We start from the raw sequence: 16726 nt of genomic DNA, 5'->3' as shown, positions 1-16726 counted from the left end.
ATTCTGCGTTGCAAAGATGGCTTCGAATCGACGCCATATTATTTATCGGCCTTGGGGGAGGCATACCGTGGCGACACCGAGCTATCTGAACTGGCTGGTCGATACTGGAGAGCGTCAAGCAACGGCGTGTGGCCGTGAAATCGAGATATGGGAACTAAATCCGCAAGATGACGCTGAAATCCTTTCAAACTGGGCTCGGCATTTCCGCAACCACTACATCGCCGATGCCGATTTACCGTTCATGGCTGGCGGAACGGGACTCGGCCATCCCGATTATCTAAGGACCATTCTCTTCCCCGATGCGAAGGTGGCACCCGGCCCGAGCCTTCGATCAGGAGATTTTGGCGAGATCGTCGTCGCCGACTTCATCGAATATTTCCTAGGATATTGGTGCCCACGCGAGTTGCGCTACCAGGATCGCTGGAACCGAAATGACTCGACAAAGGGTTGCGATGTTATCGGGTTCAAGTTCGCGAACGAGGACAACCCCGGTCCGGCCGACGAGCTTTTTATCTTCGAGTCCAAATCTGGCATGTCTGCGTCCGACGCAAACCGGCTCCAGGATGCGATCGATGACAGCGTAAAGGACAGACTTCGCGAGGGCATGAGCCTCAATGCGATTAAACGCCGTTTCTTCGATCGGGGCGAAATGGGCGATGCCCGAAAGGTCGAGCGCTTTCAAAACGAGGCCGACCGACCCTTTCGCCGGATCAACGGAGCGGCCGCCATTCTCGACGAGGCCGTCTTCGCCGAGACCGACATGGCGGCGACCAACGGTGCGGCTCATTTTAACCAAGAGAATTTGCGCCTTCTGGTTATCCGCGGACCGTCATTGATGAAGCTCGTACATACGCTTTACGAGAGGGCAGCCGATGAGGCCTGAGGCGACCGCGCTCACCATCCTATCCACCGCGCGAGCACGAGCAAAGATGCACGAATTCCGCGTCGCGCCAGCGGACTTCAATGCGTTGCCGCGCGACCCGTCGCTACTCTTCTCATTGGCAATCGGCATCTTGGGAGATGTTGCGGCCGCCGTCGCAGATACGCTCAATGTTGCAGGAGTGGCACCGGCCGCGCTTCCTCAACCGCCCGGCTGGGACGAGTTGGATGAGGACCCGCAAGATGTGCTACGCTTTTCCTCAGTTTTCTTCGATGCATATTTGAACGCGCAGCTCGATGCCGACTTAGACACCGAATTTTCACTCCTGTGCGCAGCGGCATACTACATCGCCGGGAATGTCGGCAGCGCGACGGTAATCATTCGGCACATGACGGAGCCGAGCCTCGACCTCGCGGGCGGGCTTGGTCATCTCGTATACAGCATCCTCAAGAACAGCTTCGCTCCGACCGAGGCGGCCCATGCTCATCAAGCGGCGACGACTGAGCTTCTCCAGGCGCTAGCCGGCTATTTCAACTTCGAGGCCGGGGCGGATGGCATTGCCGAAGCGTGCCGCAGAATCCGCGAGTATTTCCACCGATCCGGCTCACCGCGCGAATTGCTCTACGCCGACATTGCTGGCGCCTTGTGTGCGCTCAAGCTCAGAAATTCTGCCCGGACGATCCTGCCAACAGCATCAGGCTTGGCGCCGGACGCGTGGCGCCTAGCGCTCGCGAAGTCGCATTTTCCGATAGAACTCTGGCCTGCTCAGCAGCGGATCGCGGATGCTGGCGTGTTCGCTGGACGTTCCGTAGTCATTCAGATGCCGACCAGTGCCGGAAAGACTCGCGCCACCGAAATCATCATTCGATCGGCCTTTCTGTCCGGTCGAGCGCACCTTGCAGTGATCGTCGCACCCTATCGTTCGCTCTGCCACGACATCCGGGGCGACCTGGTAACGGCCTTTGCCGGTGAGAATGTGCGCCTGGACGAAGCATCAGACGCCTATCAATTCGACCTCGCACTCGATGCGCTGTTCGCCGAAGACTCGGTGCTCATCGTGACGCCCGAAAAGCTCCTCTATATGCTGCGCCGGGCTCCGGACCTCGCCCAGAGGATCGGATTGGTGATCTATGACGAAGGACATCAATTCGACGGAATGACCCGGGGGCCGACCTACGAACTCCTCCTCACGTCGCTGCGCATGTCGCTCCCCGCTGAAACCCAGATCATTCTCATCTCTGCCGTGATCGGCAACGCGCCGGATGTCGCTGCATGGCTGATCGGCGATGCCGATGCGGTTGTCGGCGCCGAGGGTCTGCTACCGACGACTAAAAGTATCGCCTTTGCGAGTTGGCAGGACCAACGCGGGCGACTCGAATATGTAAAACCGGAGGATCCGGCCGAGCGAGAATATTTCGTGCCTCGCATTATCAGCGACGTCGCTCTGCCACTCCGTGGCAAGGAAACTGCCCAGCGCAGATTTCCTGAGAAAACCGGCGGTGACGTCGGTCTGTTCCTCGGCCTGCACGTCGTGCGCAACGGCAGCGTTGCGATCTTCTGCGGCCGAAAAGACAGCGTGACGAAGATCTGCTCGCGCGCCGTCGAAATCGTCGATCGCGGCGTCGTCCTCGAATGGCCGATTGAAGCCTCGGACGCCGCCGAGGTGGAGAAGATCCGAGCGCTTTGCGAAGTCGAGCTCGGAGCCGGCGCGTCAGCGACCCGCGCGGCAGCGCTTGGAATATTCGCCCATCACGCCGACACGCCGCACGGCATCCGCCTCGCGATCGAACACGCCATGAAAGAAGGTATGGCGAAATTCGTCATTTGCACCTCGACCTTGGCGCAAGGCGTCAATTTTCCGCTCAAATATCTGATCATCACATCGACGCGCCAAGGCGGCGAACAGATCTTGGTGCGCGACTTCCACAATCTGATGGGGCGTGCCGGTCGCGCGGGGATGCACACCGAGGGCAGTGTCATCTTCTCGACCCCGTCCATCTACGATCAGCGGCAGCAATTTCGCGGCCGATGGACGTGGGACCGCGCAACCGAACTGCTCGATGCTCGAAACTCTGAACCCTCTCGCAGCTCGATCCTTGCTTTGTTCGATGCGTATCAGCAGCGCCAACCGCCGATCGTCCAAGAGATTCCGCCCGATTGGCTCGACCTCGCGTTCGCCGATGCCGCGCGGATAGATGAGGTGGTGGCCGCAGCGCTCGCGGCGCAACCTAATATCAGCGAACGGGAATTCCGCCGGTTCATCGAAGGTCGCGCCCGCGCTGTCCAGAATATCGCCGCCTTCCTCGTAGCCAATATGACCTTTGCCGAGGGAGAGGACGTGGCAGCGCGGATCGGTGAACTTGCAGCTAATACATTAGCTTATCACCTCGCTGACGAGGAGACGCGGGTTCGTCTCGTCGAAGTGTTTCGATCGATCGGGGATTCGATTACGGCCAACACCGATGGCGACCAGCGCGCGCTTATTCGACGGTCCCCCCTACCGCCGGCGGCAGTTGCAGAACTCAAAACTTGGCTGACTGAGAACCTTGAAACCCTGCAGACCGCAGTGCAAGAGAACCGGCTATTCGCCGAAATCTCTCCGTTGGCACTCCGGTTCACCACGTCCCGGGCGATCCAGGCGATTAGCGATCAGAATTTAGTTCCGCGCTCTCTTGAAGAGTGGGTGGCGGGCAGATCCTATGCCGTGATCTTCGACATATTGGCTGATGCAAGAGTCCGGGTCGGGCGTGACCATGTCACTGTCGAAGATGCTGTTGCGCTGTGCGAAAGCGGCTTCGGCTACGATGTTGCGATGATCGTTGCATCGATAGCGGACCTGACCGAGGACTTGGACGACGCACTGCACACGGGCGTCAGCCTGCTGCAAAAGCAGATTAAATACGGCCTGACTGATCGCGCGGCGATTGCGTTTCACGAGGCCGGGTTCGCGGATAGGCATGTAGCGAGCATTCTCGGTCTCGTCTGGGGAAATGTCGTCGACCGCGGCGGCGTCCGCGCAGCTTGCCAGCAAGAGGAGATTCTACGCGCGGTGCTCGCGCATATCCCGAGCTATTTCGTCAACGTCGCTGCTGAGCTTGGAGGATGGGCCTGACGCGGGCCATGCCGGGTAGCTAGAACCGTACGCACATCTGATGACGGTGATGCAGCTCTATCTTCCCCTCATTCCTATTTTGGAGGGCTATGGAGGGCTATGGAGGGCTATGGAGTAGATATAGTTCTCATCGCTATCCCGCATGGCCCGCCAATTTTGCCATATCTAGTGGGTTTTCCGTGTGGTTTTCAGGGCGAACCCGCCTAAAAGCCCGCCTTCCCCGAAGTGGTGGGACGCTACTGGATAAGGCGCTGTAAGACGATGAAGAAGCCACCCTTGCGGTGGCTTTTTTGTTACTTGGCGGCGTCCTGCTGACGCTTGATCTTACGCAGCCGCTTCGCGTGAGGCTTCATCTTTATGACCACGCGCTGCGTCGCTTCCGAGCTCAACCATTTTGGGCCTGCTTCGGATCGGACGTGCTCTGCTTTCAACAGCAATGCCGCGCGTTGCTCTGGGGTTGCGTTGGGGCCATAGGCCAGCTTTGCGGCTTCATCTACAAGTTGCTCGAAGGGGCTTGAGTGACCGCCCATCGAGTAGATGTCCTGCTGCGTGACAGAGGCGACCTCAAGCACGACTTCGCTTTGATTGTTGCCGTAGCGTCCGGCTCCGTCGTGATAGCCGGTGATACTCCCCTTGTGCTGTTCTAGCGCCGCAGTGAAGTCCGGGTCACGGTATAGCTCGCGCAGATTGATGATGACAGAGCTGGGCGGGGGAGACACGCAAAGGATAACGCCCTGATACCCCTGTCCTTCGGGCGGTACGCCTCCCTTGAACCCCTTCGCCACTTCAAGGTCGAGCGTCCATGATGATATTTTCTCGGGCAGGCGATCCTCGCCAATGAGATTCCACACGCCGCCCTTGGGCAAACCAACTTGTCGAAAGCAACATAGCGAGCAAGTACGGTACTTCTCGGGAAGGGACGCACACACCTCTTTCAGCCTCTCGCCGCGTTTCTTGTTTTGCTTGGCATCACCGCCGCGCTGCCAATCGCTGACGGCTTGGAGTAGGGAAAGAGAGAATCCACTCATGGTGACGAGGGCAGATAAGACAACGTCTGTCGGATCAACTCGTCAACGTACCCGATAGCCGCATTCATGCTTGGGCGGTAGAGCGTCGGGTGTGCGCACTGGTTACGCTGCGATAGCTGACCATCAAGAATGCGTAGCTGAGCCTTGGTCGTGAACTTCACATCTTTAGCGACAATCAGAAAGTGGGACTCAGCGATGGCCTCTTTCAGCTCTCCAAGGTCCTTGAACGTCCATTTCGGGCGCGCAGCTCGGATGTCCGCTTCATGCTTCTGATAACAGACTTCCGAGAACACATGGAAGTGTCCCGCCCAAGCGAGGACGATCCCGGACCTGTACAGCTCGCTTTCAAGGCATGAAATCGCCTCGCTGAAATAGTCCTGTACGTCCACCGGGGTGCCCGACAGGCTCTTGGTCAAGTCCTCCAAGAGCACGACACGGGAGGCGGCGCTTTCGTGCTTTGCCAATGCCCAATGCGCCGAGCGGCGGGCTTTGCTCGCCCGGGCGGTCCAGTCCTCCAGCCCCATGGATTATTCCTTCGGACTGAGAAGATGTTCGCGGAGCGCCTTGAACAGCTTCTCGTACACCTCTGCATTTTCAGTTTCCGGCAGGTGTAGCTGGATATTGATTGCGATTTGCGGCGTCAGGTTCGAGGTTTGCGGGATCACGGGCAGGGTGGGAAGCGGGGTTTCGGCTCCACCTCCATTGCCATTCTCCTGCGTCGTCGGCTGTGTGGGCGTAAGGACGGCGAGCTTGAGGTCAGCGGACGTCTCCTTCGCGGGAGCGGAAGACACAACTAGTTTGCCGTTCTCCTCCTGAAGAAGGTTCGCTGCGAGTAAGACATCAACGACACAGCGGGCTCCGGTCTTGTTCCCTGCGTTGTTCTTTTGACCGGACACATACAGCACGTGCGCAGAGAACTCGTTTTCCGTCATGCCGCCTTTAATGCGCACGGTAGTGACCAGCCCAGCGACCTTCTCATTGGTTTGGACCGCTTCTTTCCAGTAGCCCTGAGCATCGGCATCCTGCTTATGGTCCAGGGCACGCCCGAGTTTCTTGCCCAACTCGGTTGAGCTTTTCTTCATGCCTCCTGTGATGAGGCCGATGTCGGAGAGGAACTTGTTATTCCTGCTGATAACGGTTGCGTGAAGTCCAGTCAGTTTTGACAACTGGTCGAGGGACGCCTGCTCTGGGGCATGGCTGTATCCCTTGAGAATCTTCTGAATCTCCTCGAATGAGGAGCCCGGCAAGTTGAATTCGGTAGTCACTGACGCCCCCTGCATGAATTTACGATTCACGCAATTTTGTATCAGATTCAGTAAATCTACAAGAATCTATTTCAGGAGGCTGAAGGCCAACCCCTTCCCGCGCCCGGCCCCTTCATCGGAGTGAACGCCCAGCCTTGCGCTCCGCTATCGGGTCGATGCCTTGGGCGATCTTCTCCCGGACCTCGCGCGCCTTGTCCCGGGCCTGCTGTAGTTTCACCGCCGGATACCCGCCCAAGCCGACCTCGCTGCGGCGCTGCTTGCCGCTCGCGGTCGCCCCGATAGTGACCCGCAGCAGCCAGGTCTTTCCTCCGCCGGGGAGGACTTGAAGATGGAGCCCAGGCACGCCCCCAACGGCGTACATCCCCGGCTCTGAGAGGCGTTTCACCTCCAACGCGGATAGTTCTTTCGCTACTCTTGGCATAATCGCACCCGCCTATAAACCCGCCTAAGATTATACGATCTTACGCGATAAGTCGAGACCATCCGAGACGATCAGCGCGGAGAAAGTCTTGTATTTACGAGGGTTTGCTGGCAATCTGGCGACGTTACGCGATGACGCGAGACGCTAAGGTGGGGGACTCCGTCTCCGCCATTATTTGCCCCGCGCTCATTTTACTTCGTAAAAACGCTCCGGCGGGGCGGTCGGTCGGGCAGGCGCGCTCCTGTCGGCAAGTTTGGACTTCGTCCTGAACTCTCCGCCATAATGCCCACTATATTGTCATCATTGAGTATTTCGCTCGGAGCATCCCGCAGGACAGCGGGATTTCGCTTGGTTTCTCTGCTACCAAGCCGACCCCGTTATCTCGAACGCTGATCGGGTCTGCGGGGCCGCATCCCCCGGCGCTATTGCTCGGTTCGCCAGTCTGACGCCTCGACAAATATCGCTGCGAGCGCCTCGATGCCGGCCTGGTCATCGGCGTCGAACCTGCCCACCCGGGGGCTGTCGAGGTCGAGGACGCCGAAGACGCTGCCTTGCCGAATGAGGGGAACGACCAGTTCCGACCGCGAGTCTGCGTCGCAGGCAATGTGGCCGGGGAAGGCGTGGACGTCCTCGACCCTTATCGTCGTCCCCCGTTCGACCGCGGTGCCGCAGACCCCTCGGCCGACGGCGATACGAACACAGGCCGGCTTGCCCTGGAACGGTCCCAGAACGAGCTCGGATTCTGAACGCAGGAAATAAAATCCCGCCCAATTGACGTCGGGCATCGCACCGAACAGGAGCGCGGCAGTGTTTGCCGCATTGGCGATCGGGTCGGTTTCCGCTGACAGCAGCGCGCCGAGCTGGGTACGCAACTGGGCATAGAGGTCGGCTTTCGTGGCGTGCGCCACTTCGGTCATCGCGAACATAGGTCTCCACCATCGCCTTGGTTGTGAACGATAGTACCCTATATCGCTGGCAGTGTCCGCGCTACACGCGGGCTGAGCGCCACAAGGCTCAGGAATTGCCCTTTTCGATGGCGATGCGCAGGTAGTCGGCGCTGCTCTCGATGTGTTCGCGCATGAGGGATTTGGCGTCGGTGAGGTTGCCTTCGCGGATTTTGTTATAGATTTCCGCATGTTCGGCCAGGGCGGCGGCGTAGGATTTGGTCGGCACGCTGCTGGTCACGCGAATAACCTCGGTCACCAGCGCGAACACGTTGTCGTAAAACACCGAGAGAATGGTGTTGTCGGCGGAATCGACAAGAGCGCGGTGGAACGCGGCGTCGGCCGCGGTGAACCGGGCAAAATCCTTGCTCTCCCCGGCCGCTTCCATCTCGGTCAATGCGGCTTCCACCTTGGACAGGTCGACATCGGGCTTGTCGGCCAGAAGGTCGAGCACGTCGGTTTCGATCATCCGCCGGACGACCATGAGTTCGGTCATGTAGTTGGAATCATTGCTCAGCAGCTGCCGGACGCTGGTGGCAAGAGTGCCCAGAAATTCATCGACATCATCGCGGGCGACCGTGGTGCGCTCGCCGTGCTTGCGCCGGACCAGGCCTTTTGTTTCAAGGATCTGCATGGCCTCGCGCACCGAGCGGGTCGAAATCCCGAAATCGCGCGCGATTTCGCTTTCGGACGGCAATTTGTCGCCGACCGCCAGCGCGCCTGAAAGAATGCGCTCTTCGAAGGCGCTCGCAACGACAGCGTGCAATCTGTCGCGCAAGCGGGGAAGAGTCGCCTCCGCGCGGTCTTTCATCTTTTCAGCGTCCATGACGCCCCCCTGAAAGCCGATGCCATCCGTCTTCTTCCTGATGCCCGTAAACGTATGCGACTGCAAGTCGCGGCGGTCGAACACAAGTGTATCGAAACGCCATTGACTCTTACTTATGACATAAGGCATATGTCAAGTGTCATATCCGAAAGGGTGCTTGCCCGGTGGGGTGATGACGTCAATCAAGCGGTTCTCGCCTGGCTGGGTTCAGGGCCGCGATGAGGATTCTCCAGGGAGAGGAAAAACTATGTTTTCCAATTTTGTCCGTCGCACGGCGGGCGTGATCGGGATCGCGGCCATGTTGGCGCTGCCCGGGGCTGCCAACGCGCAGTCCATCGCTGAAATCGAAGCCAAGGGACGCATTTCCATCGGCGTGCTGACCGGTATTCCGCCGTATGACACGGTCGATGCGTCCGGCAACACGGATGGATTTCTGGTCGATCTGGCGCGCGATGTGGCGGCAAATATGGGCGTGGAGCTGGACATTGTTCCGGTCAACAACGCCTCGCGTGCGGCGGCTCTCGAGTCCGGCCGTGTCGATCTGCTGATCGCGCATATGACCGCGACCCCCGAGCGGGCGAAGATGTTTCTCATGACCAACCCCTATGGGGCCTATGAGATGCGCTTTGTTGCTGCCAAGAGCATGCAGCTGACCAGCCTTGACGATCTGGCCGGCAAGCGCGTGTCGGTGCCGCGCGGTGGCACCCAGGACGACGCGGTGTCGGGCTATGATGTCGAGGGTCTTGAAGTCGTGCGCTTCGACGATGACGCGCTGGCCATGCAGGCTCTGATTTCGGGCCAGGTGGACGCGACTGCTGCGGTCGCAACGGTTGCCAATGATGTCATCGCCAACCGCAATCTCGACACGCTCGAAGTGAAGTCCGACGTTCCGATTTTCACCCTCTACTGGTCCATGGCGGTGCGTCAGGGCAGCACCGAACTCCATCACTGGCTCAACAACTTCATCTATTACACCGAAGTGACCGGCCGGCTTGATGAGCTGCACGAAAAGTGGATCGGCGTCCCCACGCCCGGCGGGAAGCTGCCCACGTTCTAGGCGCGGCGAATATCCTCCTTAAACCCCCTTTGGTGCGGGCTGAGCCATAGTCGGTCAGCCCGCCCCGTTCGAGGCGGCTTTCATGGCATATGAGATGAACTTCGCCCCTGTGCTGGCGCGTGCGCCGTTGCTCGTCCAGGGTGCGACCGACACTATTGTCCTTTCCGCGCAGTCGATCACGCTGGGCCTTGCGATTGGCCTTGCTGCCGCGATCGTGCGCACCAATGGTCCGAAGTGGTCGTCCGTTCTGGCGGGCGTCTATGTAGAGGCGTTTCGCAACACGCCGCTTCTCGTCCAGCTGTTTCTCATCTTCTTCGGCTTGCCCTATCTGGGGCTGCGCATGAGCGCCGAGCAGGCGGCTCTGTTTGCGGTCTCCATCAATCTTGGCGCGTATTCGACGGAAATTTTTCGCGCCGGTTTGATGGCCATTCCCAAAACCCAGATCGAAGCCGGTCTGGCGCTGGGCATGTCGCGCCTTCAGGTGCTGCGCCATGTGGTGATCGTGCCCGCGCTGCGCATCATTTATCCGGCGCTCACCGGGCAGCTCACGCTGACACTCCTGGGCACCTCAATCGTCTCGGCCATCTCGGCGAGCGAGTTGACGCTGGCAGGGGCTCGCATTGAATCGCAGACCTTCCGCAGCCTTGAGACGTTTCTGGTCATCGCGGCGATCTACATTTCCATCACGTTCGCGTTCCGGCTTGTCTATTGGCTCATCGGCCTGCGGCTGTTCCGGCGCAAGAAAGCGCCCTCGGTCGCCCAGGCCGTGCGCCCGGCTACATCTTCGGAGGCGGCGTCATGATCCAGGATTTTGGCTGGTCCAGCGTCCAGTTTCTCATCATGGGCCTGACCTGGACGGTTGGCCTGTCGGCGATGACGTTTGTGCTGGGCGGCTTTTTCGGCCTGTTTCTGGCCATGGGGCGTGCGCTGGGGCCGAATTGGCTCAAGCTGGTGATCGCCGGGTACATCCAGATCGTGCAGGCAACCCCGCTGCTGATCATCGTGTTCCTGTGCTTTTACGGGCTGAGCTTTCTGGGCCTGCATTTCCCGCCCTTTGCCGCCGCGGCCATTTCGCTCGCCGTCTATGCGACAGCCTATCTGGCCGATATCTGGCGCGGCTGCATCGAGGCCATTCCCAAAACCCAGTGGGAAGCCGCCGATGCGCTGGCGCTGAGCAGAATCCAGCGGCTGCGCTATGTGATCCTGCCGCAGGCCTTGCGGATCGCGCTCGGGCCCACCGTCGGGTTCATGGTGCAGATCGTCAAGAACACCTCGGTGACCGCCCTGATCGGGTTCGTGGAACTGACGCGGGCCGGGCAGTTGCTCAACAACATGACCTTTCAGCCGTTCCACGTCTTTTTGACGGTCGCGGCGATGTATTTCGCGCTTTGCTATCCGCTGTCGTGGTGGAGCGAAAAACTCAAGGAGAGAAAAAGTGGCGTCTCTGCGCATTGAGGATTTGTGGAAGTCCTACGGAGCCGTCCAGGTTCTCAAGGGTGTCAGCCTTTCGGTCGGTGAGGGCGATGTTGTTGCCGTGATCGGCCGGTCCGGGTCGGGCAAGAGCACCATGCTGCGCTGCATCAACGGACTTGAGCAGTTCCAGAAGGGCCGCATCGAGGTCGCCGGTCATATGCTGGACGGCAGCCATTCGGGCCTGCGCGAATTGCGCAAGGAAGTGGGGATGGTGTTCCAGAGCTACAATCTGTTTCCCCATCTCAACGTCGCTGAAAACATCAAGCTCGCGCCGCGCGTCGTCAAGGGCGTGGGCAAGGCGGAATGCGACGAGATCGTCGTGCAGGTTCTGGCCCGGGTCGGGCTGTCAGACAAGGCGTATGCCTATCCCGATGAGCTCTCGGGTGGTCAGCAACAGCGCGTGGCGATTGCCCGCTCGCTCGCCATGCAGCCCAAGGTGATGCTGTTTGACGAGGTGACCTCGGCACTCGATCCCGAACTGACCGGGGAAGTGCTCTTGACCATCGCCGAACTGGCAAAAGCGGGCATGACCATGGTGCTGGTCACCCACGAAATGGGGTTTGCGCGCCGCGTTGCGACCCACACCGTCTTCATGAATGAGGGGAAGATCTGGGAGGAGGGGCCGTCCGAAGAGCTCTTTGCCAATCCCAGGACTCCCGAACTGGCGAATTTCATCGCCCCCGATCTCAAATAGGGCCGGACCCGACCCTCATTTCGGCAACGCAGTGCAATCAGGAGAAGCAATTGGCTGCCCCCCATAACACAACTCTCGCAGAAAAAATGAAGGCTGGCGAAGCCGTCTTCGGTGCAACCTTTTACACCGGTACGACCACAGCCATCGAAGTCGCCGCCAATTGGGGGCTGGATTTCGCGTTCATCGATGCCGAGCACACCCCGGTCAACATCGATTTGCAGATGGAAAAGCTGGTCCTCGCAGCCCTTCTGGGCGGCATCGCGCCTCTGGTGCGTGTGCGCGGGACCAACGAATGGGACATTCGCAAGGCGCTCGAATTCGGTGCCACCGGCGTGATCGTGCCCCAGGTCGGCAGCGCCGATCAGATGCGCGAGATCGTGCGCGCCGCCAAATTCCCGCCCTATGGCCGTCGCGGCGGTGACGCCTCGTGCCGGGCCGCCGGCTTTGCCGGTCCGGGTTTCCAGTGGTCGAGCTACATGGAGCGCGAGAACGAAACCCGTCTCGTGATCCCGATGGCCGAGAGCTACGAATTCTTCGACAACATCGATGAAATTCTCGACGTCGAAGGCATCGATGTCGTCAATTTCGGCCCGGCTGATTATTCGATCTCGCGCGGCATTTCCATCGACTATTCGATGTCGCACCCCGAGGTCGAAGACAAGCTCGCCGAGCTGATCGAGAAGGCCCACGCCCGCGGCATCAAGGTGATGGCCCCGTGCATTCCCCCTGTCGCAGAGAACGTCGCAGCCCTCAAGAAAAAGGGCGTCGACATGATCATCATGGGCAATGACGTGATGTTCCTCAACGAAGGCGTTCGTCGCGCCCGTGAAGCCATCGACACGGCGTCCAAGGCCTAATCCCCGGTATTTTCAGGAGACCTATATTTATGTCCGATACTTTTTCTGTCGAAGGCCGCGTTGCCATCGTGACCGGCGGCCTGGGGCAGTTGGGCACCCAGTTTTCCAAGTCTTTGGCTGAAGCCGGGGCCAAGGTCGCCATCTACAGCCGCCGTCCGTTCTCGGACGAACAGCTTGCCGACAAGTTTCCCGGCCTCGCCGGAGACAATATCCGCGTTTACGAAGCCAGCGTGACCGACAAGGCCGCCCTCCAGGCAGCGACCGAAAAGCTCGTTTCCGATTGGGGCACACCTGAAGTGCTCGTCAACAATGCGGGTATCGACTCCAAGCCCGATGGCGGTGCTGAGCAGAACGCCCCGTTCGAGGTGTATCCGCAGAAGTTCTGGGATGAAATCATCGACGCCAATCTCACCGGCGTGATGCTGACCAGCCAGGTCGTCGGATCACTGATGGCCGAGAACCGCAAGGGCTCGATCATCAACGTCGGGTCCATCTATGGCATGGTGTCGCCCAATCAGGCGCTCTACGCCTACCGCGAAGCCCGTGACGGCGTGCCCTTCATCAAGGCCGTCTCCTATGCGGCGTCCAAGTCCGGTCTGGTCAACCTCACCCGTTATCTTGCCACCTACTGGGCGGAAAAGAAGGTGCGCTGCAACCTGATTTCGTTCGGTGGGGTCAAGACGGCCAGCTTCGACAAGGAATTCATCGATGCGTTCCTGGATCGTGTCCCGATGCGCCGCCAGGCTGAGATCGACGAATACAACGGCGTCATCCGCTTCCTTGCGTCCGATGCCTCGTCATACATGACGGGCTCGAACGTCGTCGTCGATGGCGGCTTCACCGCCTGGTAAGAAATAGGGCTGCGGGACGGACATGAGTGTCTTTATCGGAATAGACGTTGGAACCGGAAGCGCGCGGGCGGGAGTCTTCGACGCGTCAGGCGTTCTTCTTGGGGCCGCCGCATGTGCGATAGAGACGGTCCGTCCCCGACCCGATTTTGCCCAGCAAAGCTCGGCCGATATCTGGCAGGCGGTGACAACCGCCGTGCGCAGCGCGGTCGCGACCTCGGGCGTTACGCCCGAGGCCGTCGCCGGGCTGGGCTTTGATGCCACCTGCTCGCTGGTCGTCACCGGCAAGGATGACCGCCCGGTCTCCATCAGCCCCGACGGCGCAGCCGATCAGGATGTGATGCTGTGGATGGATCACCGCGCCATCGCCGACGCCCAGGATATCACCCGCATGGGCGGCAGCGTGCTCGATCATGTCGGGGGCGTGATGTCGCCCGAGATGGAGCTGCCCAAACTGCGCTGGCTCAAGCGCGAACTGCCCGCAAGCTGGGCGGCCGCCGAGCATTTCTGGGATCTGCCCGATTGGCTCGTTTATCGCGCCACCGGCTCGCATTTGCGGTCCCTGTGCTCGCCGGTCTGCAAATGGACCTATCTGGGCCACCACGGCTTGTCCGGCGAGGGCTGGGACAAGGCATTCCTGAAAAAGATCGGCCTTGATGAACTTGTCGAGGCGGGGGCCCAGAGCATCGGCGCGCGCTTTGCCGCTGCGGGCGTGCGCTCGGGCGGGCTGGGTGTTCAGGCGGCGACCGAGTTGGGGCTGGTGCCGGGCACAGCCGTCTCGACGGCCCTGATCGACGCCTATGCCGGAGCGCTGGGAACGCTTGCCGTTGCCGACAGCTCGGGCGAAACCGGCTTGACGGGCCGGCTGGCGGTCATAGCGGGAACCTCCACCTGCCATATTACCCTCACCGACGATCCGGCCTTCGTGCCCGGCGTCTGGGGGCCATATTATTCCGTTCTGCTGGATGGCCTGTGGGCCAATGAGGGCGGACAATCGGCAGCGGGTGCGCTGATCGATCACGTGATCGCCCGCCACTCTGCCTCGGTGGCGCTGGACGCCATGGCGGACGAGCGGCGTCCGGCGGAGCTGCTCGACATTCATCTCGCCACCATGGGCGAAGAGACGGCCTATCTCACCCGCGATCGCCACGTGCAGCCCGATTTCCATGGCAACCGCTCCCCGCTCGCCGAGCCATGGCGCAAGGGCGCGATCACCGGTTTGAGCCTGTCCGGCGGGCTCGATGATCTGGCGCTCGACTATCTGGCGACCCAGCAGGCGCTTGCCTATGGCACGCGCCACATCATCGAGGCGCTGCGTGCGCAGGGCGTTGTGATTGATACCCTTGTTGTCAGCGGCGGGCTGGCCCGCAATGCGCTCTATCTGCGCGAACACGCCGATGCCACCGGCTGTCAGGTCGTGGTGCCTGCCCAGAGCGAACCGGTGCTGCTCGGTTCGGCCATGCTCGGCGCGGCGGCAGCAGGAACCTATGCCGATATCGGCGAAGCCATGCGGGCCATGAGCGGAACGGCGCACACCATCACGCCCCGTGGCGGCGACATCGCGGCCTATCACGACGCCAAATATGCGGTGTTCCGCAGAATGCAGGATGATTACGCCGCCTATGCCGCCCTGATGGGGGCCGCCGGTTCATCCCAATAAGGCTTCGGTCCTCCGCCGCCGCCTGCCTCCTGTTAAAGCTCTCAAGGTAGCTGACATGACAAATATCATTCTCGTCTCCAGCGGCGATCTGCGCGAAAGCGCCAACGTCCAGTGCTGGCCGGCCCAAAAGGCCATGGAAGACAAGCTCACCGAGGTTGTGGCGAGCTTTGGCCACACGCTGGAGCGCGGCCACCCGGTCAAGGCCGACAAGGGCCACGGCTTTATCGCCTCTCAGCGCGAAGGCATGGACATTTTTGCCGCTCTCGATCCCCACGCCCCGGTGATTGTCGCCGAAGCGGTCTGGCAATATTCCCACCACGTGCTGGCCGGGCTGGTCAGTCACAAGGGCCCCATCCTCACCGTGGCCAACTGGTCGGGCGAGTGGCCCGGCCTTGTCGGCCTGCTCAATCTCAACGGCTCGCTGACCAAGGCCGGTGTCCAATATTCCACGCTGTGGAGCGAGAACTTTGACGATGCCTTTTTCCTCGATGGGCTGAAGGCCTGGCTCGAAACCGGGCGCCTTGTCCACGAGATCACCCATGTGCGCCCGTTCACGGCTGAGGCCGTTTCGTCTGAAGATCGGGCGCTGGTAGAGACCATTGCCGACGACATGCGCCGCAACAAGGTGATCCTCGGGGTCTTCGATGAAGGCTGCATGGGCATGTATAATGCCATCATTCCCGACGAACTGCTGATGCCGCTGGGCGTCTATAAGGAGCGTCTGTCGCAGTCTGCGCTTTACCACGCCACACGGCAGGTGCCGGAGGCCGAAGCGCGCGCCGTCTATGACTGGCTGGTCGGGCGGGGCCTGAAATTCCATCTGGGCACCGATCCGGTGACCGAATTGACCGAAGATCAGGTCATCGACCAGTGCCGCATGTATATCGCTGCGGTGCGCATGGGCGACCAGTTCGGCTGCGAGGCCATCGGCATCCAGTATCAGCAGGGGCTCAAGGACCTGCTCCCGGCCTCTGACCTCGTCGAAGGCATCCTCAACAATGACGACCGCCCGGACGTGACCCGCGCCGATGGCAGCGTCATCCGCGCCGGACAGGCGATCACCCATTTCAACGAGGTGGACGAATGCGCCGGCCTCGATGGTGTGCTGATCGACCGCGTGCATCGGGCCCTCGGACAGCCCGCCGAAAATACCCTGCACGATTTGCGCTGGGGCGATCTGGACCAGTCCGGCAGCCGCGATGATTTCATCTGGGTGTTCGAAATCTCCGGTGCTGCGCCCCCGGCCCATCATGAAGGGGGCTGGGCGGGCTCGGAAAGCCTGCGGCAGCCGCCGATGTTCTTTCCCGCAGGCGGCGGAACCCTGCGCGGCGTGGCCCGGGTCGGCGAGTTGGTCTGGAGCCGGATCTTTGTCGAAAACGGTGCGCTGCACATGGATATCGGGCGCGGACAGGCGGTGTCGCTTCCCGCCGAGGAAACCCAACGCCGCTCGCAGGCGACCAACCCCGAATGGCCGATCATGCACGCCGTGCTCACCGGGGTCGATCGCGACGCGATGATGGCGCGCCACAAGGCCAACCACATTCAGGTGGCCTACGCCCATTCGGCCCAGGAGGCAGACCGCGCCTTGCAGGTGCGGGCGGCGCTGGCGGCGGAGCTGGGGATCAACGTCAATCTTTGCGGCGTCTGAAATCAACGCCGGT

16 protein-coding genes are annotated in these 16726 nt (G+C 60.7%); 10 read left to right on the top strand and 6 right to left on the bottom strand.

From position 1 onward, the window contains the following. The first annotated feature begins 67 nt into the window (after positions 1–67). Both VNS12_RS06985 and VNS12_RS06980 read left to right on the top strand, forming a co-directional pair. On the top strand, positions 68–883 hold the full coding sequence (locus tag VNS12_RS06985) for a Hachiman antiphage defense system protein HamA (RefSeq protein WP_325487126.1): 816 nt from the start codon (positions 68–70) through the stop codon (positions 881–883). Between the two features lie 46 nt (positions 884–929). Then, a complete protein-coding gene (locus VNS12_RS06980) occupies positions 930–3992 on the top strand; it encodes a DEAD/DEAH box helicase (RefSeq protein WP_325487125.1) in 3063 nt (1020 codons plus the stop codon). Between the two features lie 293 nt (positions 3993–4285). Here the strand turns inward: VNS12_RS06980 and VNS12_RS06975 are convergent, their stop codons facing one another. From VNS12_RS06975 to VNS12_RS06955, 6 genes are all read right to left on the bottom strand, one after another. Further along, on the bottom strand, positions 4286–5020 hold the full coding sequence (locus VNS12_RS06975; protein ID WP_325487124.1) for a hypothetical protein: 735 nt from the start codon (positions 5018–5020) through the stop codon (positions 4286–4288). Next, positions 5017–5544: a hypothetical protein gene (locus tag VNS12_RS06970; RefSeq protein WP_325487123.1), complete on the bottom strand. Its 528-nt coding sequence runs from the start codon at positions 5542–5544 to the stop codon at positions 5017–5019. The genes VNS12_RS06975 and VNS12_RS06970 overlap by 4 nt, the downstream gene beginning before the upstream one ends. 3 nt (positions 5545–5547) lie before the next feature. Continuing rightward, positions 5548–6285 carry a hypothetical protein gene (locus tag VNS12_RS06965; protein ID WP_325487122.1) on the bottom strand — a complete coding sequence of 246 codons (738 nt, stop codon included), beginning with the start codon at positions 6283–6285 and terminating at the stop codon, positions 5548–5550. Between the two features lie 112 nt (positions 6286–6397). Then, positions 6398–6706, bottom strand: coding sequence for an Arm DNA-binding domain-containing protein (locus VNS12_RS15425; protein WP_414693080.1), 309 nt, complete (start codon positions 6704–6706; stop codon positions 6398–6400). Positions 6707–7128: 422 nt separating this feature from the next. After that, entirely contained in the window at positions 7129–7632 is a 504-nt protein-coding gene (locus VNS12_RS06960; RefSeq protein ID WP_325487121.1) for a GAF domain-containing protein, read from the bottom strand. A gap of 88 nt (positions 7633–7720) precedes the next feature. Further along, positions 7721–8476, bottom strand: a complete 756-nt coding sequence (locus tag VNS12_RS06955; protein WP_325487120.1) for a FadR/GntR family transcriptional regulator — start codon at positions 8474–8476, stop codon at positions 7721–7723. A gap of 247 nt (positions 8477–8723) precedes the next feature. On the opposite strand from VNS12_RS06955, the gene VNS12_RS06950 reads away from it, so the two are divergent. The 8 genes from VNS12_RS06950 to VNS12_RS06915 all read left to right on the top strand — a co-directional run bounded on the left by VNS12_RS06950 (position 8724) and on the right by VNS12_RS06915 (position 16713). Next, positions 8724–9533, top strand: a complete 810-nt coding sequence (locus VNS12_RS06950) for a transporter substrate-binding domain-containing protein (RefSeq protein WP_325487119.1) — start codon at positions 8724–8726, stop codon at positions 9531–9533. 82 nt (positions 9534–9615) lie between these two features. Then, positions 9616–10335 carry an amino acid ABC transporter permease gene (locus VNS12_RS06945; protein WP_325487118.1) on the top strand — a complete coding sequence of 240 codons (720 nt, stop codon included), beginning with the start codon at positions 9616–9618 and terminating at the stop codon, positions 10333–10335. Beyond that, positions 10332–10988, top strand: coding sequence for an amino acid ABC transporter permease (locus VNS12_RS06940; protein ID WP_325487117.1), 657 nt, complete (start codon positions 10332–10334; stop codon positions 10986–10988). Before VNS12_RS06945 ends, VNS12_RS06940 begins: the two co-directional genes overlap by 4 nt. Next, positions 10969–11700, top strand: a complete 732-nt coding sequence (locus VNS12_RS06935) for an amino acid ABC transporter ATP-binding protein (protein WP_325487116.1) — start codon at positions 10969–10971, stop codon at positions 11698–11700. The genes VNS12_RS06940 and VNS12_RS06935 overlap by 20 nt, the downstream gene beginning before the upstream one ends. Before the next feature lie 50 nt (positions 11701–11750). Further along, complete coding sequence (locus tag VNS12_RS06930; RefSeq protein WP_325487115.1) at positions 11751–12557, top strand: HpcH/HpaI aldolase family protein; 807 nt, start codon at positions 11751–11753, stop codon at positions 12555–12557. 29 nt (positions 12558–12586) lie between these two features. After that, positions 12587–13408, top strand: a complete 822-nt coding sequence (locus tag VNS12_RS06925; protein WP_325487114.1) for an SDR family oxidoreductase — start codon at positions 12587–12589, stop codon at positions 13406–13408. Positions 13409–13430: 22 nt separating this feature from the next. After that, positions 13431–15065, top strand: coding sequence for an FGGY-family carbohydrate kinase (locus VNS12_RS06920; RefSeq protein ID WP_325487113.1), 1635 nt, complete (start codon positions 13431–13433; stop codon positions 15063–15065). Positions 15066–15120: 55 nt separating this feature from the next. Further along, positions 15121–16713, top strand: coding sequence for a fucose isomerase (locus tag VNS12_RS06915; RefSeq protein WP_325487112.1), 1593 nt, complete (start codon positions 15121–15123; stop codon positions 16711–16713). Positions 16714–16726 lie beyond the last annotated feature (13 nt).

Source organism: Pelagibacterium sp. (assembly GCF_035555455.1).
Lineage (GTDB): Bacteria > Pseudomonadota > Alphaproteobacteria > Rhizobiales > Devosiaceae > Pelagibacterium.
Note: the sequence above shows the minus strand (reverse complement) of the source record. Positions and strands in the feature narration are given on the sequence as shown.